The following is a 23,914-nucleotide window of genomic DNA, read 5'->3' as shown; positions in this document are numbered from 1 at the left end:
CAAGACACTTTAAATTTTTTTTTCAACTTAATTGATAAAATTAATTATTATTAAGGATTTTTTGTATGCGCGTGACCACCTCATTTCCTCTGGGGACACTTCGTGACACACCTTCTGAAGCTGAGATTATTTCACATCAATTACTTTTAAAAGCTGGTTACATTCGTAGAGTTAACAGTGGTATTTATGCATACATGCCAATAATGCTTAGAGTTATTGAAAAAATATCCGCAATAATAGAAAAAGAACTTAATTGTATTGGTTGCACTAAATTACTCTTACCCCAACTTCATCCGGCAGATTTATGGAAAAAGAGTGAAAGGTGGGAAGGATACACTGCAGGGGAAGGAATAATGTTTAATCTAAAAGATAGACAAGGTAAAGAATTTGGTTTAGCTCCAACCCACGAAGAAGTGATCACTAGTATTGCATCAGAGACCATTAACTCCTATAAGCAATTACCTCAATGTTTTTACCAAATTCAGACAAAATTCAGAGATGAAATAAGGCCAAGGTTTGGATTAATGAGAAGTAGAGAATTTATAATGAAAGATGGTTATTCTTTCCATTCTTCAGGAAAAGATTTAGCTTCATTTTATGAAAAGGTGGGCAATGCTTATGAAAATATTTTTAAATCTTGTGGACTCCAAACAGTAGGGGTTGAAGCAGATAGTGGAGCTATTGGCGGTGCCTCCTCCAAAGAATATATGGTCACTGCAGATTCCGGGGAAGATTCCATCTTGTTTACTCAGAGCGGTTCTTATGCTGCGAATATTGAAAAAGCTATTTCTATACCCTCTCAACCTATTCCATTAGGAGATGATATTTCAGGGTGGATAGAAACACCTCAACAAAAAACAATCCTCGAAGTTTGTAAAAATAATAATTTAGACCCTAGTCAGATTATTAAAGTCGTAGTATTCCTTGCAAAGTTCGAAGGTAAATCAGAGGTTCCAGTTCTTGCATGTATAAGAGGGGATCAACATATTAATGAAGTAAAGCTTTTTAACTTAATAAATAAACTTCATAGTTCCAACCTTCTTAATCTTCAGAAAATTGAAGACAGAAACATTATTGAAAAAAACCTAGTTAATTTTCCTTTAGGTTTTATTGGGCCAGACTTAGATAATGAAACTATTAAAGCGAGTTCTAATTGGAATAAAACTTGGACTAAAATAATTGATCATTCCGCAAGTAGACTCTCAAAGTTTATAAGTGGTGGGAATAAAGTTAATTTTCACAAAGTTTTTCAGGAATTTTCTTTTGCTTCAAAAGATTATCTAATTGAGGATATTAGAAATGCTAAGAAAGGAGATAAAATAAAAATTGATGATAATGAAGTACTTCAAGAAAAAAAAGGTATAGAGATTGGACATATTTTCCAACTAGGGCAAAAATACAGCGAGAAATTAAATGCTAAGTTTTCTGATAAGGATGGTCAGTTAAAAAATTTATGGATGGGTTGTTATGGAATTGGAGTAACAAGAATAGCCCAAGCTGCAATAGAACAGAATCATGATCAAAAGGGAATTTGTTGGCCAATCCAGATTTCTCCTTTCGAAGTTATTATTATTCCAACTAACCTAAAAGAAACATTTCAGAGAAACCTTACTGAGCAAATATATAACAATTTCACAAATAATAAAATTGACGTCCTTCTTGATGATAGGGACGATAGAGCAGGTGTGAAATTTAAAGATGCAGAATTAATTGGTATTCCTTTTCAGATAATTATTGGTAGAGATTCTATTAACAACGAAGTAGAACTTATATGCAGAACAAATAATACTAAATTTAAAATTAGTGTGGATAAATTATTGGAAACATTTATTTCCGAATCAGAAATAATGTACAATAAAAATTCTTAAGGCTAAATTATTTTGGAGCTGACTTATGTTATTGAGATGGACATCGGAATTATTTTTTAAAAATCTTACCAAAGCTATATCTTTTTCACTTTCCTTGATTGTTGTTTTTACATTATTTAATTCCCCTTCTATAGCTGCAAAAACCTCAATGACAGGTGACTACACAAAAGATACAATTTCAGTTGTTAAAACATTACAAACAGCTGTTGATACTCCAAAAGATTCTCCAAATAAAGATGAAGTAAGAAGTGAAGCTCTTAACCTTATAACTGACTATATTTCTAGATATAGAAATAGAGGGATGGTTAATAAAACTCAGTCATTTACCACTATGCAAACAGCATTAAATGCTATGGCAGGCCATTACAAAAACTTTGCAAGTAGACCTTTACCGGATAAACTTAAAGAGCGTTTAACCAAAGAATTTTCTCTTGCTGAAAAAATGGCTCTCAGAGAAAGTTGATACAATTCATTTACTTTTTAAAAGTAAACCAAGATTTTTGAATATATTAAATATTCGCACAAAAATAATGATCTTCTAAAATTGGCCAATGTTGTTGTAATCGGAGCCCAATGGGGTGACGAAGGAAAAGGTAAGATAACCGATTTACTAAGTCGCTCGGCCGATGTAGTCGTACGCTATCAAGGTGGAGTAAATGCAGGACATACTATAGTTGTAGAGGATAAAGTCCTAAAATTACATTTAATTCCTTCGGGGATACTTTATAAAAATACCACTTGTTTAATAGGGTCAGGAACAGTTGTAGATCCAAAAATCTTGCTAAAAGAAATTGATATGTTAATTGATAATGGAATTGATATATCAGGATTAAAAATTTCATCAACATCACATGTAACAATGCCATACCACCGAATATTAGATGAAGTTATGGAAGCTGATAGAGGTTCAAATAAGATTGGAACAACAGGTCGGGGGATTGGTCCAACTTATGCGGATAAGTCTCAAAGGAATGGGATCAGAGTAAGAGATTTACTTAACAAGGAAAGGTTAAGGGATGTAATCGAAATTCCATTAAGAGAAAAAAATGGTCTATTAGAGAAAATCTATGGTATTGAACCACTCAAAGTAGAAGACATTGTTGAAGAATATCTTGACTATGGAGAAAGATTATCAAAGCATGTGGTTGACTGTACTAGAACTATCCATGCAGCCTCAAAAAACAAGAAGAATATTCTGTTTGAAGGTGCTCAAGGTACTCTGCTTGACTTAGATCATGGGACGTATCCTTTTGTCACATCATCAAACCCTATATCAGGTGGGGCATGCATTGGAGCTGGAGTTGGCCCCACGTTAATTGATAGAGTTATAGGAGTCGCAAAAGCATACACCACAAGAGTAGGTGAGGGTCCATTCCCAACGGAATTACAGGGGAGTATTAATGATCAACTCTGTGATAGAGGCAGTGAATTTGGAACCACTACTGGGAGGAGGAGGAGATGTGGATGGTTTGATGGAGTTATTGGTAAATATGCTGTATCTGTAAATGGCCTTGATTGTTTAGCAGTTACAAAACTAGATGTATTAGATGAATTAGATGAGATTCAAGTTTGCATTGCATATGATCTGGATGGAGAGGAAATAGACTACTTTCCTACAAATTCAGATGATTTAAAAAAATGCAAGCCAATCTTCAAGAAATTAAAAGGTTGGCAATGTTCAACTGCAAACTGCAGAAAGCTATCTGATCTCCCTCAAAATGCCATGAACTATCTCAGATTTTTAGCTGAATTAATGGAGGTTCCAATTGCTATTGTCTCATTGGGAGCGAATAGAGATCAAACCATAGTAATTGAAGACCCAATTCATGGACCTAAAAGAGCACTTTTAAGGTAATTTTCATAGAAATCAATGAAGGAATCCTTTAGACATTTTGATCAAAATAAAATATTTGATCTCATTGGTCTGGGCAACGCAATAGTAGATATTATTGTCAATATTGAAGATGAGTTTCTTAAGATAAATAATCTAGAGAAAGGATCGATGAATCTCATTAATTCTGATGAATCTCAGAAATTGTTAAGGAATTGCAAAGTAATCAAACAAATATCAGGTGGGTCATCAGCAAATACTGTTGTATGCTTAGCAGAATTAGGTAATAATGTTCAATTTATAGGAAGGGTGAAAAATGATCAATTTGGAAATTTCTTTTCTTCTGATATAAAAAAAAGTAAAACTATATTTAATACTCCACCAACTATTGAAGGTGCTTCAACAGCTCATTCAATTATTTTGATTACACCTGATGCACAAAGAACTATGTGCACTTACCTAGGAGCATCTATAGAGTTTGAACCAGAAGACATTGACTTTACTGTAATTAAGGAAAGTAAATACTTATATTTAGAAGGGTATTTATGGGACAGCGAATTAGCTAAAAAAGCTTTTATTAAAGCCGCCCAAATTGCAAAACAATCTAATACAAAAATAATCCTTTCATTGTCTGATTCATTTTGTGTAGATAGACATCGTGAGAGTTTCTTGGAATTAATTGATGAATATGTAGATATTGTTTTTTGTAATGAATCCGAGGTGTTAAGTCTATTTAAAAATGATAAATTAGCAAGCTGCCAAGAAGGCCTATCTTCCTTATGTGAATTAGTCATAGTAACTCTTGGAAGCAATGGTTCTCTAATAGTTAACAAAAATAATGTTGAAATAATTGAGTCAATAACGAAAAGCAAGATTATTGATACTACAGGAGCGGGAGATATCTATGCGGGAGGATTTATACATGGATTAATAAACAATTGTTCCCTCAAAAAATGTGGAAAGATAGCTTCAATTTGTGCGGGACAAATAATTACGCAATTAGGATCTAGATCAGATATTGATCTTAAAGAGTTAATAAAATAAATTTAATCAAATAGTCTTATTCAACCAATCATAATATTTCATCTCAGAATCGTATTTTTTGTAAATAATTTGAGGGGTATCATATGTGGAATTTTTATTTAAGAATTCAATTAAATAATCTTTAAATTCTAGTTTACTTTTTATTGTGATTTCAAACTCTTTAGTTTCTTCAATATCATCATCCCACTCATAAACTGAAAAAATTTGCTTTATCGAGACACAAGCTGCAAGTTTATTTTGTATTAGTAATTTAGCCATTCGCAAAGCATTTGCTTTACTTGATTCAGTTGTAATCATAACTAATACTTCCATAATGAATTAAACATCAATATTTTTTAATTATGTGATTTATCAAATTGTGATATTGATCAAAAGAGTAAGAATAATCATTTTTAAATTTCGGCCTTTTAACCAAAAATAACTTCATTTTACTTCCAGAAACTATACTCTCCCAGTTTTTCTGAGAATAACTTCCAGATTCTCTGCATAGGACATAATCTATCTCCCAAAAATCACAAAGTTTTTTTTCTAAAATACTTTTATTATTTTTACTCGGTTCAAGTATCGCTATGTTTGATTTTTTAATACATGATCCAAAAGCTTTAGTAATACTTTCATAAGTTGGAAGTACCCTTGTAAATACATTTGCTTTACAATTCATGTAATAATTAGCTGTATCATTAAGGAATCTTGATCCTATTGCCAGAAGAATATTCTTATTTTCTATATCAACGTTATTTATATCCTTTAAACCATCAATATAAAAAATATTTTTATTGTTATTTATTAGATATTTCCTCTCAAATAGTAAGAGAGGCATATTAATCTCTTTACATGCATTATTAAGATTTTTAGAAATTATTAGGGCAAAAGGATGAGTAGCATCGACAACGCATGTGATTTTATTTTTATTTATGAAATTAATTATTTGATCTTTATTTTTTAATTTACCCGTAATGATATGTAACTTTGGATTTTCAATATAAGCTTGCCCTGCTTTATAAGTTAAAACACTTGCAAAGACTGAATAATTAAGTTCAAGAAGCCTATTAGCTATTACAGGGCCATCAGAAGTTCCTGATAGGATCCAAACATTTTTATAGCAATTTCCTTGATTCTGCATCAGTATGTCTTTAATTAAATAGTAAGTAATGAATCATTGTTTAATTCAGGCGGTCATTAATAGCGCTCCCCAAATGAGGTATACCAAAGAAAACCAAACTCCAATTGCAGAAATGATTGTTAATTTTAAAGGATTACGTAGTGAAGATCCAACCAGAGATCTCAAGATCATAGGATGGGGAAATATTGCCCAAGAAATGGTAGATGAACTAAAAGAGGGGCAAAATATTGTTATTGAGGGACGTCTAAAGATGAATTCTGTCACTAGAAAAGACGGAACGAAAGAAAAGCAACCAGAACTAACAGCTTCAAAGATTCATCAAATATCGCCAGTTGACGTTATTAAGTCTAATCAAAAAGAAAATAATGAGTCATTTGAAAAAAAAGAAAACACCAAAAATTCCAATTGGGATAGTTCACCTTTAGTACCTGAAGTTGACGAAATACCTTTTTAAATCAAATATCAACATTATTTTCTTGAACACTTATAATTAACTTGCTTATTTTTCTTTCAAGCGCGGCAAGTTCGCTTCTAATTTCTGGCCATTTACCCTTATCAAGATTTTCTAATAGCCAAGCTCTTTCTTGATCAAGTTTAAAAATTAAATCTCCTTGATTTGCAGTATTAGGATCTTGCATAATACTTGTTAGACCATTTAAAACTCATTCTACTAGATCAAAATGAAGAAATACTTATCACCTGGAAACTTAATCGTAACCACTGGAGGTATATTAGCTTTTGTTGGAATGACTGCTTATTTTACAGACTCAGTAAACTTAAGCGTACCTACTTTTTTTTATGGAGTACCTATATTGCTAATTGGATTAGGTTTAAAGACTTCCGAAATACCTCCGGCAGAATTGTTTGACAAGACAAATTTCGAGACAAATAGATTTAATAGACCAAAAGAATTAACGGCACTAGTTAAAGATGTCACAAGATGGAGGTATGGTATAAAAGCTCATCTTGAATCGTCATTAGAAGCTTTAAATTTGTGGAACGAGGATAATCCTCCACAACTCAAAGAAATTGAAGAAATTACAAAGGAAGATAAAAATGGTCTCAGAATGCGTTTTGAATTAAATGCTGTTCCTCTAGAAAAATGGATTGAGAAACAAGAAAGATTAAACAGGTTTTTCGTAAAGGGTCTTGAATCAGAATTTATTATCGACGATAATAAAAAAGAATTTGATTTTATTCTCTTTTATTAAATATAGAGATATATTTGTAAAAACCTAATTTCTTAATTCAATAAAGTTTTAATGTTTTTTAAGAATGAATGATTCTCAAAGAGTATCAATATTAAGTGAAGCACTACCATATATACAAAGTTTCTCAGGTAGAAAAATTGTTATCAAGTATGGTGGTTCTGTTATGGAAAATGATAATTTAAAAAATGCTTTTTTTAGAGACATAGCACTTTTATCAACAGTTGGTGTGTGTCCGATAGTAATTCATGGAGGTGGACCCGAGATTAACAATTGGTTAAAGAAATTAGAAATATCTCCTAAATTCAAAAATGGATTAAGAATTACTGATCAAAAAACAATGGAAATTGTCGAGATGGTTCTAATGGGTAGAATTAATAAACAAATTGTAAAAGGCATTAATAAAACTGGATCCTTAGCTGTGGGAATATCAGGTCTTGATGGCAACTTAATTCAATCCAGAGAATTAGGAGATGGGAGCCATGGTTTAGTGGGAGAGGTTACAAAAATCAATCCTGAAATATTAGATCCTCTTATTTCTAAAGGATATATCCCAATTATTTCTAGTATTGGATCAACCTTGGAGGGTATTTCCCATAACATCAATGCAGATTTTGTTGCTGGAGAAATTGCTGCTGCAATAAATGCAGAAAAACTTATTCTTCTTACTGATACTCAAGGGATTTTAAAAGAAAATGATAACAAAAATAGTCTTGTTGAAAAAACTAATCTCAAAGAGGCGAGAGATTTTATTGATAAAAAAATTGTGACTGAAGGTATGATTCCAAAGACAGAATGCTGTATAAGAGCTTTAGCACAAGGTGTCAAGGCAGCTCACATAATTGACGGAAGAATAGAACATTCATTACTTCTTGAGATTTTTACGAATTCCGGAATAGGTACAATGATAGTCGCCTAACCTATGAAAACTTATGAGCAAGTTTTAGAAACAGTAGAACTTGCTTTAGCTAGGGGTGAATATCATTATTGTATTGAATTTCTTTTGCCTTTAGTCGAATCATTTCCTTTGTCAAGTAAAGAGGGAGTGAATTTAAGAACAATCTTAATTACTGCTCTTTGTGGTATCAATAAAAAGGAGGAGGCTAAAAGGTTTTGTAAAGAACTTCTAAAATCTTACGATAATAAGACGAGAGAAAATGCAAAATATTTAATGGAAGTTATAGACTCTCCTGAAATTAAAAAGCCAGAAAATTGGAACGTACAGTTTGAAAGCGACCCATCACTAAATAAAAAATCTCTTAACTCACTCCACAAAAAAAGAGAAGTATTGGAGAAAAAGAAATTTATTAATATTACTGAAACTCCAACTGGTGAAACAAAACCATTTCAGAAAGGCTTTTCACTGATAATTTTTTTAATACTATTATTATTAATCCCACTATTAAGTGGCTGCGTTAAAGTTGAGGAAACCCTTGATCTTAGTGAACTTGATTCAATAACCAATAATTTAGTAATAGAGAGTAAATACATAAAGAAATTTCCTTGGCAATTAAAATTCGAAGAGAAAATGAAAGATATTTTTCCTGACGCAGAAATTGAACAAGACAAATCAACCTTTTCTTTAAAACACAAAAATCTCAATCTAGAAGATGCAAAGCGAGTCATTAAAATCACCCAAAATACCGCTGGAGAGTTGGCTGGAGGATCAACAAATATAGAAATCAATACTACTCAAAAAAACTACATTTTTTTTAAAAAATACTTTTACAGGGTAGATTTAGATCTAAATTATATTCAAGGCGTTGATAATTTAGAACTCATTTTCAAAATTATTCAACCTAATAAAGCCACCCTTACTGGTATAAATAATTCCAATTTAGAAATCACAAAAAATCTAATAATTTGGAATTTAAATCAAGGGCAGATAAATAGTCTTGAATTTTCTTTCTGGAGCCTAAACAAACTTTGGATTGGGGTATCAACTATTTCTTTAATTATAATATTAGCTTATTTATTAAGATTCTATAGATTTAAATTAGGTACAGATTTACCTCAACTTCCATCAAAGTAATTACAACTCTGCTGGATTAACATCAATTGTTAAAAAAACATTTTTTGGAATAAGTTTCCATAATAATGATCTTTCTGGTAGAGGAATATTTGAACCTTCAGGACCATGTATTAATATTTGCCATCTAAATTTTTTACCGATTTTAGTAATTAAACTAGGAGCAGGGCCAATTAATTTCCAGTTCTTTTTCTCACAAAAATTAAGTAGATATTTTGCTAATTTTATTGCAATTGATTCAGTTAATTCATAATTTTCACCTGATAATTTAAGAAGGCAAATCTTGCAAAATGGAAATAAATTAGCATCTTTTCTCAATCTCGAGTTTTCAATTAAGAATCTTTCATAATCTCTTTTCTGAAGATACGAAATTACCGGATGGTTAGGTTTATATGTTTGAAAAATTACTTTTCCTTTTTTTTGAGCCCTGCCTGACCTACCAGCTAATTGTAAAAACAACTGTAATGATTTTTCTTCTGCCGAAATATCTGGGCGATGAAGCAACCCATCTGCTGCAATAACTACTGAAAGAGTAATATTGGGAATGTCAATCCCTTTTGCCAACATTTGAGTCCCCACAAGAATATCAGCATCACCTTTTGAAAACTTTGAAAGAATATCTCTATGACCATCCTTTCCTGAGGTTGTATCTCGATCAAAGCGAAGTACTCTTAAATCAGGAAATTCTTCATTTAAAAACTCTATTACCCTTTGTGTCCCTATTCCAAAAGGTTTAAAGGCATTTGAATGACAATCTGGGCAACGATTAATCAATCTCGATTTATGATCACACCAATGGCAGCTTAACCATTTTTTTCCTTGTGAACCGAGATGCACTGATAAAGGGACGTCACAGTTAGGGCAATTTATTAAATATCCGCAATTTCTACAACTCAAAAACCCACTATGTCCTCTCCTAGGGATCAAAATTATTGCCTGCTCATTTTTTAAGCGTAATTGAGGAAGCAATTGTAGTAGTTCATTGGAAAAAATTTTCATATTTCCCTTCTTGAACTCATCCCGCATATCAATAATTCTTATTTCAGGAATCTCATTACTAGATATCCTTTGGATCATTCTTACCATTTTAAAATTCTTTTCAAGAAAACATTTTTTCCAAGTCTGCATTGATGGGGTTGCACTCCCAAAAATTAATTTTGCAGAATTCCTTTTTACTATGTCTATAGCAATCTCTCTTGCGTCATAACAAGGCATAGGACTATCTTGTTTATATGAAACATCATGTTCTTCATCCATTATTATTAAACCTAGATTTTTAATTGGAAGAAAAACTGCGGACCTTGTTCCTATTACTATTAGAGGTTCATTAGCATTAATAATTTTCTTCCAAACTAGAGTTCTATGACTGGAAGAACAGTTACTATGATATTCGTAAACAACATTATTAAATCTCCGACTAAACCTATCAATAAGTTGAGGAATCAGTCCAATTTCTGGGGCGAGTATCAAACAACTTTTTTTCTTAATAAATTGATCTTCAGCAATTCTCATATAAACTTCTGTTTTACCTGAACCTGTTTCACCCCAAAGAAGTAACGCATCTCCTGGTTTCATTGTTTGAAATTCTTGAAATGCAATTTTTTGCTCATTTGTAAGATTTGTTTTTTTCGTTGCAATATGATCATTCAAAAAGGAATTTAATTTAGTATTTATATTTTTTTTTCTTTTAGATTTAACAAGGTAATTTTTATTAACCATTGAGTTAATCAGAGTGTAATTAAAACCAGACTTTATTAATTCACTTTGCCAATTACCTTTTTCGGGCAAAGTATTCATTAAAAATAATTCTTTTTTGGTTAATCCATTTTTCTTAATATCAAATTCTTTTTTAGTTTCAATCCATATTTGATCTTTTAAACCTTGAGAAATTTTCTTATATTTACCAATCCAACCGGGAGGGAATGCCGTTTTAAACATTTTTAAATTACTTACCATATAAAAAGAAGCTAGGGACTCTATCCATTCTCTCCAACAATCATCAATTATTTTTTTCTGCAAAATACCTTCAACAAACAAATATTTTATACTCCCTCTTCCATTAATATTTGCTTCATCTTTATTAATTTTGGGAAAGTATTCTTTGGAGATCACTAACCCATTCAATAATCTCCCTCTAAGTTTCACAATTACAATGTCCCCAACTTCTACTCCAAGATTATTTCCATCTAAATAGTAAAAGCCATCACTGCTACTACCTATATCAAGCAAAACCTCAAATTTAAAAGAGATATTTAATAACTGATTACTTGCCGGCTTCAAAACTTTTTCTTAGTATTGGATTGTTGAACATTCCACAAAGTGTTTTTTGCACATTGTAAGTATCCTGCTCTTAAGGGAGACATGAAGCTTGGATCATTGAGTGAAAATTCAAAAACTGATCTGCCTGTCTGAGAAATCCCAAGACTATTTACTTTAGGTAATCTATAGCACTATTTCAATTTTTCAACAATTTAGAAAAACTTTTTTATTCAGATTTGGTGGGAAAAGTTCTTTTACAAATTAGGGTAATTTTTACTACTAAATGTACAAATCAGTCCTAAATAAAATTTTATCTAGTTAAATTCACCATAGAAAGGAGTCAATCATGTGTCCAGTCGCAGCAGAATCAAAGAATTCTAAGCCCAGTGCTAAAAAAAAGATTAATAAAACAATCAATACTAATGTAGAAACACTAGTTGAAGAAGATAAAAATAAAAATAGTCAAAAATTAAAGGCATCTTCTGATTTAAACGAAAGCAAAATAGAAAATAATAATAATGAGTTTAGTGATTCTGAGGAAGAAGATAAAGGGCTTGGGAATATAAAACTTGGTCCAAAAGGTATATACACTGAAGATTCAATAAGAGTTTACCTACAAGAAATTGGAAGAATTAGACTTTTAAGACCAGATGAAGAGATTGAACTTGCAAGAAAAATTGCTGATTTACTTCAATTAGAAGAACTAGCAACTCAATATGAGTCAGAGAAAGGTCATTTCCCATCTGTTAGAGAATGGGCCGAATTAATAGATATGCCTCTTCCAAAATTCAGAAGAAGACTTCTTTTAGGAAGAAGAGCTAAAGAAAAAATGGTTCAATCAAATTTAAGATTAGTTGTTTCCATTGCTAAAAAATATATGAATAGAGGTTTGTCTTTTCAAGACTTAATACAAGAAGGAAGTTTGGGTCTTATTAGGGCCGCTGAGAAATTTGACCATGAAAAAGGTTACAAATTCTCAACTTATGCTACTTGGTGGATTCGCCAAGCCATTACTAGAGCAATCGCAGACCAAAGTAGAACTATAAGATTGCCAGTTCATTTATACGAGACGATATCAAGAATCAAAAAAACTACAAAAGTTCTTAGCCAAGAATTCGGAAGGAAACCGAGTGAAGAAGAAATAGCTGAAAGTATGGAAATGACAATTGAGAAATTAAGATTTATAGCTAAAAGTGCTCAGCTTCCTATTTCATTAGAAACTCCAATAGGTAAAGAAGAAGACTCAAGACTTGGAGACTTTATAGAGGCTGACATAGAAAATCCAGAGCAAGATGTTTCTAAAACTTTATTAAGAGAAGATTTAGAAGGAGTCTTAGCAACTCTAAGTCCAAGGGAAAGAGATGTTCTTAGGTTGAGATATGGAATTGATGATGGAAGAATGAAAACTCTTGAAGAAATTGGACAGATTTTTGATGTAACAAGAGAAAGAATTAGACAAATTGAAGCAAAAGCTCTCAGAAAGCTAAGGCATCCAAATAGAAATGGGGTTTTAAAAGAATATATAAAATAAAAAAAGTTAAATATAATTTTTAGCTTTGGAAAGTTGCAAAGGAATAGCTTAAAATAAATTCGACTTAATTTTAATCCAAACTCAAAATAATATTTAATGACTAATTTTAAACTGAAAATAGCTAGTAGAAGAAGTAAACTAGCCATGGTTCAAACTTTATGGGTTAAAGATCAACTAGAAAAAAATATTCCCAATTTAGAGGTATCTATAGAAGCCATGGCAACTCAAGGTGACAAAATTCTTGATGTAGCCTTAGCAAAAATAGGGGACAAAGGCTTATTTACAAAAGAACTTGAAGCACAAATGCTCGTAGGTCATGCAGATATAGCAGTACATTCTCTAAAAGATTTACCAACCAATTTACCTAGCGGACTTCAATTAGGATGTATAACAAAAAGAGAGGACCCTGCTGATGCTTTAGTAGTAAACAAAAAAAATGATTGTTATAAATTAGAAACCTTACCTGAAGGTGCGATTGTGGGCACAAGCTCCCTTAGAAGGCTTGCACAATTAAGAAATAAGTATCCACATCTTATTTTCAAAGATATCAGAGGGAATGTTATTACAAGAATAGAAAAGTTGGATTCAGGAGAATTTGATTGCATAATTCTTGCTGCGGCTGGTTTAAAGAGGTTGGGATTTGAATCAAGAATTCACCAGATTATTCCAAAAGAAATTTCGCTTCATGCTGTTGGTCAAGGAGCACTCGGCATTGAATGTAAATCTAATGATGAAAAGGTTTTAGAAATTATAAATGTTTTGGAAGATAAACCAACTAGTCAAAGATGTCTTGCAGAAAGGGCTTTTTTAAGAGAACTTGAAGGTGGATGCCAAGTTCCTATAGGTGTGAATAGTAAAATCCAAAATGAACAACTTTGCCTTACTGGTATGGTTGCCTCTCTAGATGGAGAAAGGCTTATTAAAGATCAATTTATTGGCCATATTAATGATCCTGAAGAAGTAGGCAAAGAACTAGCTAAAAAACTAAAGCTCCAAGGTGCCGACATAATACTAAGCGAAATATTTGAACAATTTAGAGAAAACTAAAATTAGTTAATTTACTAATTTAGGATCAATTTCTTTTTTATATCTATTTTCACAATCTTTAATCACGTTAACAGCTTCTTCTATCCCAAAAAAACCATTTACATTGCATGTTCCTGGTTTTTTTAGATCTTTATAGTGTTCCCAATAATACGTTGTTTCTTTTAGCCAATGCTCTCCAAGGTCTTCAAAACTTGAGATGTGATCCATTCTTTTATCATCTGCAAGAACTGCTATGACCTTATCATCAACCTCTCCACCATCATCAAATTTCATCACCCCAATAATCCTAGCCTCAACTATTGATCCAGGTATCAATGGCTCAGTTACTCCAACAATTTCTATATCAAGTGGATCTCCATCTTCATCCCAAGTCCTCGGAATACATCCGTAAGCGAAGGGGTAAGAAAGTGAGGAATAACCCACCCTATCAAGTTTAAGATGACCCGTTTCTGTAATTAATTCATATTTATTTATCGTATTAGAATTCAATTCAACAATAGTGTTAACTATTGAATTTGAGCTATCAGTGAAAGCATTTAGTATATGCAATAAATTTGGTGTAACCCTACTTGGGGATTGATTAAGATTTGCCATCAAGAAATTATTTTTATTTATCTTACATCCTCACACTCAACCAAATTCTTTAATAGTAATGTTTCAGCAGAAATTACGTACTTTAGACCTTAAATGATTAATAAAATAGTTTGGGGATAGTTCTTCATTAGTTACAGTTCTTACCAACTCCATAGAATTAACTGATCTGCCATATTTATGTATATTATTTTTTAACCATAAGATGATTTTTTGATATTCACCATTTTCAATTAAATTATCAATCAAACCAATGTCTCTTTCCATTTGACTAGATATTTGAGCACTTATAAGATGTCCTAACAAATATGATGGGAAATATCCAAATGCGCCTTCACTCCAATGAACATCTTGTAGACAACCTTCTGAATCATTAGAAGGTTTTATCCCTAGGAGTTCATCATATCTTTTATTCCATTCTGCTGGGATATCTTCAGCAGGTAAACCTCCTTCAATTAAATCTATTTCAAGTTCGGTTCTTATTAAAATGTGTAAACCATAGGTCAATTCATCTGCCTCAACCCTATTTAAGCCTACTTCCATATGATTAATAGATTTCCAGAGTTCTAAGTAATTATTTAGCGAACATCCAGCTGAAACAAATTTCTTAAAAAATCTTTTTGCAAAAGATTTGCATTTAACTATTCTATTTTCCCAAAATAAAGATTGACTTTCATGAATCCCCATAGAAGTTGCTTGACCTAAAGGCCAAGCAAACCATTGATGACTTTGAGATGGCAGACCCTGCTCATAAATTGAATGACCCCATTCATGCGCAGTTGCCAAAAAACTTGATAATGGTTCACCTTCAACTATTCTTGTCGTCATCCTATAATCATCAGGCCCTAATGTAATCGAAAAAGGATGGGGAGATTTACTAATAATCACGAGATCTTTATCTCTCCCAAAATCATCAAGTAATTCAGAACACAAATTTTGTTGAGATTCTGGACTTAAATCCCAATGTTTTTTTTTGGACTGGTTAATTCCTCTAATCAAATCTGGGATAGTTTCTTTCAATGGTTGGAACATTTTTTTCAACCACTTCAAAGTTAATTCAGGCTCAAAGGGTTGGGCTAGTGTCTCCCATGGTGAATATTGATCAGATATTTGTTTTGTCTCTTCAATACGCAATTTGACTAACTCTTCAAAAAATGGAAGAAAAATTTTAAAATCTGATTTTTTTTTAGCTTCTTGCCAACTTTCATAGCCTTTAGATTTTGCCTTTGCTAAAGACTCAACTAATTTAGGATCTAAATCTTTTTCTCTATTAAATTCCTTAATTAAAAGATTAATATTTCTTTCTTTCTCTTTAATCAAAAGTTGATTATCAGAATTTTGTTCCGTATCTAATAATTCATTATTAGCAGATTGTATTAAATTTAAAAATTCTTCAGAAGAATTTCTTTTATGTAATACTTTTGCAATGTAGGTAAGTTGTTCAGATCTCCAAGAAGCCCCTTTCTTTGGCATTCCAGTATTCTGATCCCAATAAAGTGTATTTTGGATTGAACCTAATATTTGAGTTTCTTTAAGATAAGCCCCCAGCTTATTCCATTGAATTTCAGCCAAAAATTTAGAATTTAATTAGATTTATTTTAAGATAAAATTTTTTAATGTCTGCAGAAAATCATACATTCTTTATCCATAATAGAATATTAATTAATTGAGTTTTGAGTTATATGGAACAAATATTTTCAAAATTAGAAATTTTAACCCATGGAGAGGGTTTTATTGACATCACAAATGATTTAAATTTATTTATCAAAAAACATAATTTTAATTCTGGGATTTTCAATTTAACTGTACTTCATACCAGTTGCAGCTTAACTATTAATGAGAATGCAGATCCAAATGTACTAAGAGACTTAAAAAAGTATATGCAATCTATAGTTCCATATGATTCCTACCTAACCTTATCAAAAAATAGAGAGGAGATTTACTATAAACATTATCAAGAAGGAGCTGACGATATGCCAGCACATATTAAAACATCCTTATCTAACACTTGTTTATCTTTGAGTTTTCAAGAGGGCAAAATTATGCTTGGCACATGGCAAGCAGTTTATTTATGGGAACATCGATTTGATCAAAAAGAAAGAATTATAAATGTACATATAATTGGTGAGAAAAATCAAAATATTTATAATGTAATAAAGTCAGATTAGTTATTTATGGAACCTTACCTTTTACAAGATGGTGAATTGAAGGAATTAGTTTTCAAAATACCTGGATGGGAAATTAAGTCTGAACAAATCCAAAGAGAATTTAACTTCGCTAATTTTATTGAAGCCTTCTCTTTTATGACTAAAATTGCTTTAATCTGTGAGAAATACAACCATCATCCTAACTGGGAAAATGTTTATTCAAAAGTAATAATTAGATTAAATACACATGATTTGGGAGGCATTACAAATCTGGATCAAACACTAGCTTCAGAAATCAATAAAATTTTCGGTCAATAAAATTACAAATCTAAATAAATTCATTTGAAGGAATTTCGTCAAAATGTCTAAAAAATTATTACCAGTTACGATTATTAGTGGATTTTTAGGTTCTGGCAAGACAACACTTCTAAATCATATTTTAAAAAATCAAATTGGTATTAAAACAGCTGTTCTAGTTAATGAATTTGGAGAAATCGGAATAGATAATGACCTAATAATAGAAGGCTCAGAAGATATGATCGAATTAAATAATGGCTGTATATGTTGCTCTATCAATGGCGAATTATTAAATACAGTATCCAAAGTTTTAGACAGATCTGAAAAAATAGACTATTTAATTGTTGAGACAACTGGGCTAGCAGATCCATTACCAGTAGCTATGACTTTTGCGGCTGGTGATCTTAGAGAACAAGTAAGATTAGACTCAATAATCACTGTTATTGATGGAGAAAATTTTGATTTTGAAATTAATAATACAAGTGTCGCCTACTCTCAAATTTTATACGGAGATATCCTCCTTCTTAATAAATGTGATTTAGTGAATGAAGAACAATTACAGAAAGTAGAATTTTTTATAAATAAAATAAAAAAAGAACCAAGGATCTTGAGATCAACCAATAGTGAAGTTGGATTACAAACAATAATGAGCGTAGGTCTATTTGAAACAGATACTTATCAATTCGAGAATGATAAAAAAAATATAGAAGACAATTCACACGAACACTCTTCTCATTCACACGAACACTCTTCTCATTCACACGAACACTCTTCTCATTCACACGAACACTCTTCTCATTCACACAAACACTCTTCTCATTCACACGAACACTCTTCTCATTCACACGATTTGATCAATAATATCGAGGGTTTCACCTCAGTTTCTTATGAGACATTTGAACCATTTTCCTTAAGGAAGTTTCAATATTTCTTAGATAATCAAATATCACAAAATGTATTTAGAGCAAAAGGGATATTATGGTTTATGGAAAGTGAAAGAAAACACATTTTTCACCTGTCTGGGAAACGGTTCTCTCTAGATGATGAAGAATGGACAAAAGAAAAATCTAACAAGATAGTATTAATTGGGAAAAAGTTAGATCATCAAACTATTAAGAATCAACTTTCATCATGTAGATTTAATTCAGATTAGAGTACAAAGTAGGATTTAATTAATTTTTGAAAATACTTATTAAAGAATTAAAAAAAGCAGTAACCGAATTAAAACTTCTTTATATCACTTCGTTTATTGTTGCACTCTTAGTAATCATTCCAATTTCGAATTTTCTTCTAGAAGGAATTGATTACGTTATTAGTGGAAATTTTTCATTAGGTATTGCAGGTGAAGAAGAAGTACTAGGCACTTTAAAAATTTTAGCGCTGACAAGTTTATTTGGAGGAGGCTTAGGAACCTTAAATGGATGGTTACTTTCAAATTGTGATTTTAAGTTCAGAAAAGTTCTCCGTATTTGTCAGCTAGTTCCACTAGCTGCCCCAGCATATTTAATAACCGCTGTTTTGCAGGATTTAGGAAGTATTTTTGGGTATCAAGTAACTGGTTTATGGTGGGGGGTTTTAATACTTTCGATTTCTACTTATCCATATGTATTCATTCTTGCTAACGAAAGTTTTAATAAATTTGGAGTTAATCAAATCAATGCTAGTAGAGGATTAGGAGTTGGACCATGGAAGAGCTTCTTTAAAATCGCTTTACCAATGGCGTTACCAGCACTAATAACAGGAATAAGTTTAATGTGCATGGAAGTAATGAATGAGTTAGGTACATTTGCATTATTAAATATTCCAAGTATTTCTACAGGTATAGCCGAAAATTGGATAATTGAGGGTAATCCAAAAAGTGCTATTGGATTATCATTGGTAGCCTTGTTAATAATTTTCACTTTAATTATTTTTGAAAAATTCTCGAGAAGAAAATCAAAGAGGTGGAGTGAGAATCCTGCATCACAAGATTCTCAAGGATGGAAATTAAAAAAAACTAGAGCTCTTTTGGCAATAACCCTATCCTTATTTCCTCCAATTTTCTCTTTTGGAATCCCATGTTTTTGGATTCTGCTAAATATCGATCAAATTCAAAAAGGGTTATCTATAGAATTACTGACCCTATCAATAAGGACTATTAGTCTAGGGCTTTTTACTGCATTCATAACAATGCTATTCTCCTTAATAATTTCCTTAGCTAGACGTCCAAATAAAAGTTTATTACTAGGACTAATAACAAACCTTGCGGGAATAGGTTACGCAATTCCTGGCACGGTATTAGCTTTATCTTTAATAAGCATTTCTTCTTCAAAATTCAATTTCATTGCTATTTGCTTACTAATATGGGGTTATCTTGTCCGATTTCTGACTATTTCTAAGGGTTCTATTGATTCAAGCCTTGAGAGAATTTCTCCTAGTCTTGATGAAGCGGCACTTGGACTAGGAGAGAATTGGCTGGGAATCATCAAAAGAATTCATCTACCTCTACTCCAAGGACCAATATTTGTAGGATCACTTTTGGTTTTTGTAGACACGATAAAAGAATTACCCATAACGTTTATTTTAAGACCATTCGATTTCGATACATTATCTGTGAGAATATATCAATATGCTGGAGATGAAAGAATGGTAGAGGCAATATTACCAACAATTCTTATCATAACTTTAGGACTTATTGCATCAATTACATTGATACCAAGTTTAGAGAAAAAAAACTAAATTCTTTTAAACAGTTTTCTAATTAAAAAAGGTAAGCTTAACAATAAATCTGCCGAGGTAGATATAACCCTAAAATAAATTAAGCTAACAAGAATTATATTTTGTGGAATATTTCTGCCAACAAAAAAAAGGAGGCAGGCTTCAAAAACGCCAACTCCCCCTGGAGCTGTTGGGACTACCAAACCTAGAGACCATGACAAAGAAAAGATCACTAATAAAAATATGATGTTGAGAGTATTATTTGTATAAAAAGTATTTAGGCAAATATAAAACCCAATAAATTTAGATAAAACAAAACCAATTTCAAGTAATAACGCTCTGGCAGGGAAAAAAGAAATTATATTTATTCTCTTTTCAAATGGATCCTTTGAATTTGTAAGTCTCAAAACCTCAAACATCTTCCCCTTAAGAGACTCTAATCTTTTTAATACAATATAAATTAATTTCCTATTTAAAAATACTAAAGGCAAAATTAAAAAAAAGTATATTGGTGAAGAAAGTACTCCCAGCGATGCCAACAAGAAAGCTCCACTCAACATAAAGTAAGGTTCTATAAGTGTCGAATACAAAGCAATCTGAGGATTACTTATTTTTTTTATGAAATTAAATCTTTCAACAAAATGCCAAATCCCTCCTGGAACGTATTTAAGAATATTGGTTAAAACATAAAAAGAAACTAGATTATTACTTTTAAATTCTTTCCCGAACCATTTAACTATATATTTCCAAGCATAAGCGTTAAGGTAAATACTTAAAACACAAAATAAAAATGATAAAGATAAGTTACTTCCATTTTTTTCTAAATTAATATTAAAAGAAATTTGATCAATATTATTAAAGAAATAGATGCAAAAATAGAACAAACTTGAAATAAAGAAAATACTCTTTAACCCACCAAAATTAATTTTTTTAATAAATTTCCAATATGGTTTATAACTTATATTAAATCTCATTTCCAGTTTTCAAATGGTTTAAATTTTTTACTTGACTCTTTTATTATTTTTCTTATTTCGTCAGTTGATATTTTATGCTCTAGTTTTAATCTCAAAACTTCGTCATTTTCTGGTTTCATAGTTATTGATCCATCTGGTTTCAAAGTCTGTTTAACTTTTATATTTCCAAAAGTCGTTGAACATTCTCCTCTCCTTCTAAGTAATATCCACCTTGATTGGGTCCTTTCACGGACTCCAATAGTATTGGAGTAATTAAACCATAATCGCCTAAAAAATTCTCTTTTCTCTAGTGGCAAGATTGCCTGAATAGAAAATCCAATTCTATTTTTTTTCATATTAATAGCTTGATAAGAAACGTCGTAAGCTCCTTCAATTCTCAGTTTCTCTACAAAATTAGAAATATCTTCAGGTGTTTGGTCATCAATCCATGCCTCTTGAACAGATATCTCTTCACATTTTGGATTAATTTTTTCATTAATATAAGAATCCTCAAATGAAGTAATTTTATAAACTCTTACCAAATTAGGGAATGGGAATTTTAGTTCACCAATGCCTACCCCATAAGAGTTAATAGAATATTTTGAAGGAGGTTGCAGATAGTCGACTAAATTAGTGAGTAAAGCAATACCAGTTGGTGTAGATAGTTCACCCTCTATTGAATCAAAGCTTGATAAAAACTTAATGTTTTTTTGTCTTACTAGCTCTATTACAGCAGGAGGAGGTACAGATAATTTTCCATGTTCAGTTTGAACAAAACCTTTACCTAACATTGGTTCATTACAATAAACCTTCTTTGGATTTAAGTAATTCAATGCAGCACATACTCCTATAATATCCACTAATGAGTCAATAGCTCCAATTTCATGAAAATGAACATCCTCAGATTTGATGCCATGAACTTTTCCTTCCGCACATGCTAAAGATTCAAACACTTCATAAATTATTTGCTTTAATTTATCTTCTAAATGCCCATTTGAAACAAGTTCTCTAATACTTCTCCAAGTTCTTTTTATAGGAATACAATCAATATTCTCAACCTTTGCCTTGATCCCTCGGATTGAATAACTTTTCGATTCTTTAAACTCTAGATGATATAGATCCTTTAATCCAAGATCAATAAGTGGCTTTTCAATGACTGTTTTAGGCACACCTAAATCATAAAAAGCTCCTAACAACATATCCCCAGAGATGCCTGGAGAACATTCAATTAAAAGATCTTCCATAAATCAAAGATTTCTTGATTGGTAAAATTACGATAAAAATCAACCTTTCATTCTAGTTATTTTCAGAAAGATCTTTTTCAATAACTTTGTACCTGATTAATTTCAAAGTCTTTCCATCTCTATTGACATCTAAACTTACAAAACTATTAAGAAGGTCAAGAGAAAGCTCACCTTTTATGACTAATTTAAAATTTTTATTTTTTAAATTCTTTAACTTTGAAGCAGAGCAAATTTTAATAACAATTTCTTGTTTTTTAGTGTTTACATAAACTAATTCTCCTCTAACAGAAAAATAATTATCTTTTAAATCTAATTCCTCCAATAATATTTCAAATTTTGTTTTTGAAGAATTATTTGGGAAATCATTCAGTTGGTAAGGATCCCATATTCCTGCAATCTGTAAATGCAAGTTTTGAGTATTTTTATTCTTTGGATAAACAACCCAATAATAACTTTTCTTTAAATCAATATGCTTTTTTAACAGTGATAATGCTTTACCTAGTACTACTGTTTCAATTTTTTCGCCTTCATTATCAGTTAAAAAGCCTCTATTTAATTGCTCACTGTCATGGGGAGTAAATTTACCATTAATAATACCGATTGCTCTGTACTGCAATTGATTAGTAACTTGTGGGATAGGGTTTTTTAACATATTAAGATTTTGAAATGACAATTTATCGTATTAAATTTCTTATTTTTCCTCCAAACTATTAAAAGACTTTAACGCATCGTCAATAGCATCAGAAGGACTAGTCGCATCATTCATACTATTTTGTCTCCTAATCATTTCCACAATTTCAAATGGATTGGTGGGGAAAACTGAACCATCCTCTTCTGCTTTTGTTGAGTTATCGATTTCTAATTCTTCAAATAAATATTCAGCCTTTAAGAAATCACCTTTTAAGGAAATTAAGGAAATAAAAAAAATCATTAAATATGTTGACTTAGGTAGGCTTTTGCAAAAATAATTTTTCATTTTATTTAATTTCAAAGTTCTTTAATGCCCAAAATTTCTGCTAACTTAATTTTACATAATTTGGTAGAAATTTGTTAATAGCAACTTGGAATGTTAACTCTATAAGAACCAGACTTTCACAAATAATAGATTGGATGAATCAAGTCAATCCAGATATTCTATGTTTGCAGGAAACAAAAGTTATAGATGATAGTTTCCCAATTGAACCTTTTGAAAAATTAGGATACTCAGTGGAGGTCTACGGACAAAAATCATACAACGGTGTTGCTATTATTTCAAAAATAAAAGCGGAAAATGTTAAAAAAGGATTCTACGGTAGTCCCGACTCTGATCAAAATATAGACATTTTCTTAGATCAAAAAAGATTAATTTCTGCTGATATTAATGGTATTAAGATAATAAATGTCTATGTACCAAATGGATCTTCTCTAGAATCTAGTAAGTTCGGATACAAAATTAATTGGTTAAGTTGTTTAGCTTCATTTTTGGATGAGCAAGAAAAAAAAGGAGAATTAATTTGTCTTATGGGTGATTTTAATGTTGCTCCATCTAACTTAGATATTCATGATCCAAAGAAATATGAAGGAGGAATAATGGCATCTGAGATTGAGAGAAATGCCCTAAATAATGTTCTGAAAGAAAGATTAATAGATTCTTTCAGGATTTTTGAAAAAAATACTGGCCATTGGAGTTGGTGGGATTACCGTAATAACGCATATGAATTAAATAAAGGTTGGAGAATAGACCATATATACATCAGCAAAGAACTGTCATCAAAACTTAAAAGTTGTGTCATAGACAGCTCACCTAGAGGGAATTCACGTCCAAGTGATCATGCCCCAGTAATGATAGATCTTAACTTAAACGACACAAATGAAGATTTTTTTGAGGATGAGGATAATTTTTTCGAAATATAAATAAAATAATTTAATTTTCTTTAATACCTGAAAACGCTTATTAATAAAGAGTTATCTGGGATAATATTGATTTCTATCGTGATTTCCTAAAAATTAATAATTTACAATCCAAATTATCGCAATAAAAATATCATAATGTAGAATTTCAATCT

Annotated in this window: 25 protein-coding genes; 15 read left to right on the top strand and 10 right to left on the bottom strand. The window is 31.1% G+C overall.

Annotated features, from left to right (window positions below; all coding sequences use genetic code 11):
• Nucleotides 1-65: 65 nt before the first annotated feature.
• The 4 genes from HA146_RS02640 (at nucleotide 66) to HA146_RS02625 (ending at nucleotide 4,743) form a co-directional block, all read left to right on the top strand.
• A complete protein-coding gene (locus HA146_RS02640; protein ID WP_209108023.1) occupies nucleotides 66-1,868 on the top strand; it encodes a proline--tRNA ligase in 1,803 nt (600 codons plus the stop codon).
• Between the two features lie 25 nt (nucleotides 1,869-1,893).
• The gene (psb27, locus tag HA146_RS02635) at nucleotides 1,894-2,331 is read left to right on the top strand and encodes a photosystem II protein Psb27 (protein WP_209108022.1); all 438 of its coding nucleotides are present in this window, start codon (nucleotides 1,894-1,896) and stop codon (nucleotides 2,329-2,331) included.
• Nucleotides 2,332-2,412: 81 nt separating this feature from the next.
• On the top strand, nucleotides 2,413-3,723 hold the full coding sequence (locus HA146_RS02630; protein WP_209108021.1) for an adenylosuccinate synthase: 1,311 nt from the start codon (nucleotides 2,413-2,415) through the stop codon (nucleotides 3,721-3,723).
• A 15-nt stretch (nucleotides 3,724-3,738) separates the two neighbouring features.
• Nucleotides 3,739-4,743, top strand: coding sequence for an adenosine kinase (locus HA146_RS02625; protein ID WP_209108020.1), 1,005 nt, complete (start codon nucleotides 3,739-3,741; stop codon nucleotides 4,741-4,743).
• Nucleotides 4,744-4,749: 6 nt separating this feature from the next.
• Here HA146_RS02625 and cutA read toward each other — a convergent pair whose 3' ends face one another.
• Both cutA and HA146_RS02615 read right to left on the bottom strand, forming a co-directional pair.
• Complete coding sequence (cutA, locus tag HA146_RS02620) at nucleotides 4,750-5,055, bottom strand: divalent-cation tolerance protein CutA (RefSeq protein WP_209108019.1); 306 nt, start codon at nucleotides 5,053-5,055, stop codon at nucleotides 4,750-4,752.
• A 13-nt stretch (nucleotides 5,056-5,068) separates the two neighbouring features.
• Nucleotides 5,069-5,866: a precorrin-6A/cobalt-precorrin-6A reductase gene (locus HA146_RS02615; RefSeq protein ID WP_209108018.1), complete on the bottom strand. Its 798-nt coding sequence runs from the start codon at nucleotides 5,864-5,866 to the stop codon at nucleotides 5,069-5,071.
• A 28-nt stretch (nucleotides 5,867-5,894) separates the two neighbouring features.
• On the opposite strand from HA146_RS02615, the gene HA146_RS02610 reads away from it, so the two are divergent.
• The gene (locus HA146_RS02610; RefSeq protein ID WP_209108017.1) at nucleotides 5,895-6,320 is read left to right on the top strand and encodes a single-stranded DNA-binding protein; all 426 of its coding nucleotides are present in this window, start codon (nucleotides 5,895-5,897) and stop codon (nucleotides 6,318-6,320) included.
• Between the two features lies 1 nt (nucleotide 6,321).
• Here the strand turns inward: HA146_RS02610 and HA146_RS02605 are convergent, their stop codons facing one another.
• Complete coding sequence (locus HA146_RS02605; RefSeq protein WP_025975743.1) at nucleotides 6,322-6,504, bottom strand: hypothetical protein; 183 nt, start codon at nucleotides 6,502-6,504, stop codon at nucleotides 6,322-6,324.
• A 42-nt stretch (nucleotides 6,505-6,546) separates the two neighbouring features.
• On the opposite strand from HA146_RS02605, the gene HA146_RS02600 reads away from it, so the two are divergent.
• From HA146_RS02600 to HA146_RS02590, 3 genes are all read left to right on the top strand, one after another.
• The gene (locus HA146_RS02600) at nucleotides 6,547-7,077 is read left to right on the top strand and encodes a DUF2854 domain-containing protein (protein ID WP_209108016.1); all 531 of its coding nucleotides are present in this window, start codon (nucleotides 6,547-6,549) and stop codon (nucleotides 7,075-7,077) included.
• Between the two features lie 64 nt (nucleotides 7,078-7,141).
• On the top strand, nucleotides 7,142-7,993 hold the full coding sequence (gene argB, locus HA146_RS02595; RefSeq protein WP_209108015.1) for an acetylglutamate kinase: 852 nt from the start codon (nucleotides 7,142-7,144) through the stop codon (nucleotides 7,991-7,993).
• A gap of 3 nt (nucleotides 7,994-7,996) precedes the next feature.
• Nucleotides 7,997-9,106 (top strand): DUF3153 domain-containing protein, encoded by a 1,110-nt coding sequence (locus HA146_RS02590; protein WP_209108014.1) that lies wholly within the window; start codon nucleotides 7,997-7,999, stop codon nucleotides 9,104-9,106.
• Here HA146_RS02590 and priA read toward each other — a convergent pair whose 3' ends face one another.
• Entirely contained in the window at nucleotides 9,107-11,383 is a 2,277-nt protein-coding gene (gene priA, locus HA146_RS02585; RefSeq protein ID WP_209108013.1) for a replication restart helicase PriA, read from the bottom strand.
• A 325-nt stretch (nucleotides 11,384-11,708) separates the two neighbouring features.
• On the opposite strand from priA, the gene rpoD reads away from it, so the two are divergent.
• Together rpoD and hemC are read left to right on the top strand one after the other, a co-directional pair.
• Nucleotides 11,709-12,893 carry an RNA polymerase sigma factor RpoD gene (gene rpoD, locus HA146_RS02580; RefSeq protein WP_209108012.1) on the top strand — a complete coding sequence of 395 codons (1,185 nt, stop codon included), beginning with the start codon at nucleotides 11,709-11,711 and terminating at the stop codon, nucleotides 12,891-12,893.
• A 96-nt stretch (nucleotides 12,894-12,989) separates the two neighbouring features.
• On the top strand, nucleotides 12,990-13,940 hold the full coding sequence (gene hemC / locus HA146_RS02575; protein ID WP_209108011.1) for a hydroxymethylbilane synthase: 951 nt from the start codon (nucleotides 12,990-12,992) through the stop codon (nucleotides 13,938-13,940).
• Nucleotides 13,941-13,946: 6 nt separating this feature from the next.
• Here the strand turns inward: hemC and HA146_RS02570 are convergent, their stop codons facing one another.
• Nucleotides 13,947-14,534 carry an inorganic diphosphatase gene (locus HA146_RS02570; RefSeq protein WP_209108010.1) on the bottom strand — a complete coding sequence of 196 codons (588 nt, stop codon included), beginning with the start codon at nucleotides 14,532-14,534 and terminating at the stop codon, nucleotides 13,947-13,949.
• Nucleotides 14,535-14,597: 63 nt separating this feature from the next.
• Nucleotides 14,598-16,103, bottom strand: a complete 1,506-nt coding sequence (locus tag HA146_RS02565; protein ID WP_209108009.1) for a carboxypeptidase M32 — start codon at nucleotides 16,101-16,103, stop codon at nucleotides 14,598-14,600.
• 110 nt (nucleotides 16,104-16,213) lie between these two features.
• Here HA146_RS02565 and HA146_RS02560 point away from each other — a divergent pair, with 110 nt between their 5' ends.
• Genes HA146_RS02560 through HA146_RS02545 form a run of 4 tightly spaced genes read left to right on the top strand, consistent with a single transcriptional unit; the run spans nucleotide 16,214 to nucleotide 19,693 of the window.
• On the top strand, nucleotides 16,214-16,699 hold the full coding sequence (locus HA146_RS02560) for a secondary thiamine-phosphate synthase enzyme YjbQ (protein ID WP_209108008.1): 486 nt from the start codon (nucleotides 16,214-16,216) through the stop codon (nucleotides 16,697-16,699).
• A gap of 6 nt (nucleotides 16,700-16,705) precedes the next feature.
• Complete coding sequence (locus tag HA146_RS02555; protein WP_209108007.1) at nucleotides 16,706-16,996, top strand: 4a-hydroxytetrahydrobiopterin dehydratase; 291 nt, start codon at nucleotides 16,706-16,708, stop codon at nucleotides 16,994-16,996.
• 43 nt (nucleotides 16,997-17,039) lie between these two features.
• A complete protein-coding gene (locus tag HA146_RS02550; protein WP_209108006.1) occupies nucleotides 17,040-18,128 on the top strand; it encodes a CobW family GTP-binding protein in 1,089 nt (362 codons plus the stop codon).
• A 26-nt stretch (nucleotides 18,129-18,154) separates the two neighbouring features.
• Nucleotides 18,155-19,693 (top strand): ABC transporter permease, encoded by a 1,539-nt coding sequence (locus HA146_RS02545; RefSeq protein WP_209108005.1) that lies wholly within the window; start codon nucleotides 18,155-18,157, stop codon nucleotides 19,691-19,693.
• Here the strand turns inward: HA146_RS02545 and HA146_RS02540 are convergent.
• The 4 genes from HA146_RS02540 to HA146_RS02525 are packed head-to-tail and all read right to left on the bottom strand — an operon-like array spanning nucleotide 19,690 to nucleotide 22,845.
• The gene (locus HA146_RS02540; RefSeq protein ID WP_209108004.1) at nucleotides 19,690-20,646 is read right to left on the bottom strand and encodes a lysylphosphatidylglycerol synthase domain-containing protein; all 957 of its coding nucleotides are present in this window, start codon (nucleotides 20,644-20,646) and stop codon (nucleotides 19,690-19,692) included. The genes HA146_RS02545 and HA146_RS02540 overlap by 4 nt on opposite strands.
• A complete protein-coding gene (larC, locus tag HA146_RS02535) occupies nucleotides 20,643-21,869 on the bottom strand; it encodes a nickel pincer cofactor biosynthesis protein LarC (protein ID WP_209108003.1) in 1,227 nt (408 codons plus the stop codon). The genes HA146_RS02540 and larC overlap by 4 nt, the downstream gene beginning before the upstream one ends.
• A 52-nt stretch (nucleotides 21,870-21,921) precedes the next feature.
• Complete coding sequence (locus tag HA146_RS02530) at nucleotides 21,922-22,521, bottom strand: hypothetical protein (protein ID WP_209108469.1); 600 nt, start codon at nucleotides 22,519-22,521, stop codon at nucleotides 21,922-21,924.
• A 39-nt stretch (nucleotides 22,522-22,560) separates the two neighbouring features.
• Nucleotides 22,561-22,845, bottom strand: a complete 285-nt coding sequence (locus tag HA146_RS02525; RefSeq protein ID WP_209108002.1) for a hypothetical protein — start codon at nucleotides 22,843-22,845, stop codon at nucleotides 22,561-22,563.
• Between the two features lie 71 nt (nucleotides 22,846-22,916).
• On the opposite strand from HA146_RS02525, the gene xth reads away from it, so the two are divergent.
• Nucleotides 22,917-23,762: an exodeoxyribonuclease III gene (gene xth, locus HA146_RS02520; RefSeq protein WP_209108001.1), complete on the top strand. Its 846-nt coding sequence runs from the start codon at nucleotides 22,917-22,919 to the stop codon at nucleotides 23,760-23,762.
• The last annotated feature ends 152 nt before the right edge of the window (nucleotides 23,763-23,914 follow it).

Source organism: Prochlorococcus marinus CUG1416 (genome assembly GCF_017695965.1).
GTDB lineage: Bacteria > Cyanobacteriota > Cyanobacteriia > PCC-6307 > Cyanobiaceae > Prochlorococcus_A.
Note: the sequence above shows the minus strand (reverse complement) of the source record. Positions and strands in the feature narration are given on the sequence as shown.

What these genes read in the sequence shown, in the direction of transcription:
- HA146_RS02555 (WP_209108007.1), top strand. Translation starts at nt 16,706, where the DNA reads ATGGAACCTTACCTTTTACAAGATGGTGAATTGAAGGAATTAGTTTTC.
- HA146_RS02525 (WP_209108002.1), bottom strand. Translation starts at nt 22,845, where the DNA reads ATGAAAAATTATTTTTGCAAAAGCCTACCTAAGTCAACATATTTAATG.
- rpoD (WP_209108012.1), top strand. Translation starts at nt 11,709, where the DNA reads ATGTGTCCAGTCGCAGCAGAATCAAAGAATTCTAAGCCCAGTGCTAAA.
- HA146_RS02600 (WP_209108016.1), top strand. Translation starts at nt 6,547, where the DNA reads ATGAAGAAATACTTATCACCTGGAAACTTAATCGTAACCACTGGAGGT.
- argB (WP_209108015.1), top strand. Translation starts at nt 7,142, where the DNA reads ATGAATGATTCTCAAAGAGTATCAATATTAAGTGAAGCACTACCATAT.
- HA146_RS02640 (WP_209108023.1), top strand. Translation starts at nt 66, where the DNA reads ATGCGCGTGACCACCTCATTTCCTCTGGGGACACTTCGTGACACACCT.
- HA146_RS02530 (WP_209108469.1), bottom strand. Translation starts at nt 22,521, where the DNA reads ATGTTAAAAAACCCTATCCCACAAGTTACTAATCAATTGCAGTACAGA.
- cutA (WP_209108019.1), bottom strand. Translation starts at nt 5,055, where the DNA reads ATGGAAGTATTAGTTATGATTACAACTGAATCAAGTAAAGCAAATGCT.
- HA146_RS02590 (WP_209108014.1), top strand. Translation starts at nt 7,997, where the DNA reads ATGAAAACTTATGAGCAAGTTTTAGAAACAGTAGAACTTGCTTTAGCT.
- psb27 (WP_209108022.1), top strand. Translation starts at nt 1,894, where the DNA reads ATGTTATTGAGATGGACATCGGAATTATTTTTTAAAAATCTTACCAAA.
- HA146_RS02615 (WP_209108018.1), bottom strand. Translation starts at nt 5,866, where the DNA reads ATGCAGAATCAAGGAAATTGCTATAAAAATGTTTGGATCCTATCAGGA.
- HA146_RS02540 (WP_209108004.1), bottom strand. Translation starts at nt 20,646, where the DNA reads ATGAGATTTAATATAAGTTATAAACCATATTGGAAATTTATTAAAAAA.
- hemC (WP_209108011.1), top strand. Translation starts at nt 12,990, where the DNA reads ATGACTAATTTTAAACTGAAAATAGCTAGTAGAAGAAGTAAACTAGCC.
- HA146_RS02625 (WP_209108020.1), top strand. Translation starts at nt 3,739, where the DNA reads ATGAAGGAATCCTTTAGACATTTTGATCAAAATAAAATATTTGATCTC.
- HA146_RS02570 (WP_209108010.1), bottom strand. Translation starts at nt 14,534, where the DNA reads ATGGCAAATCTTAATCAATCCCCAAGTAGGGTTACACCAAATTTATTG.
- larC (WP_209108003.1), bottom strand. Translation starts at nt 21,869, where the DNA reads ATGGAAGATCTTTTAATTGAATGTTCTCCAGGCATCTCTGGGGATATG.
- HA146_RS02610 (WP_209108017.1), top strand. Translation starts at nt 5,895, where the DNA reads ATGAATCATTGTTTAATTCAGGCGGTCATTAATAGCGCTCCCCAAATG.
- HA146_RS02560 (WP_209108008.1), top strand. Translation starts at nt 16,214, where the DNA reads ATGGAACAAATATTTTCAAAATTAGAAATTTTAACCCATGGAGAGGGT.
- HA146_RS02605 (WP_025975743.1), bottom strand. Translation starts at nt 6,504, where the DNA reads ATGCAAGATCCTAATACTGCAAATCAAGGAGATTTAATTTTTAAACTT.
- HA146_RS02550 (WP_209108006.1), top strand. Translation starts at nt 17,040, where the DNA reads ATGTCTAAAAAATTATTACCAGTTACGATTATTAGTGGATTTTTAGGT.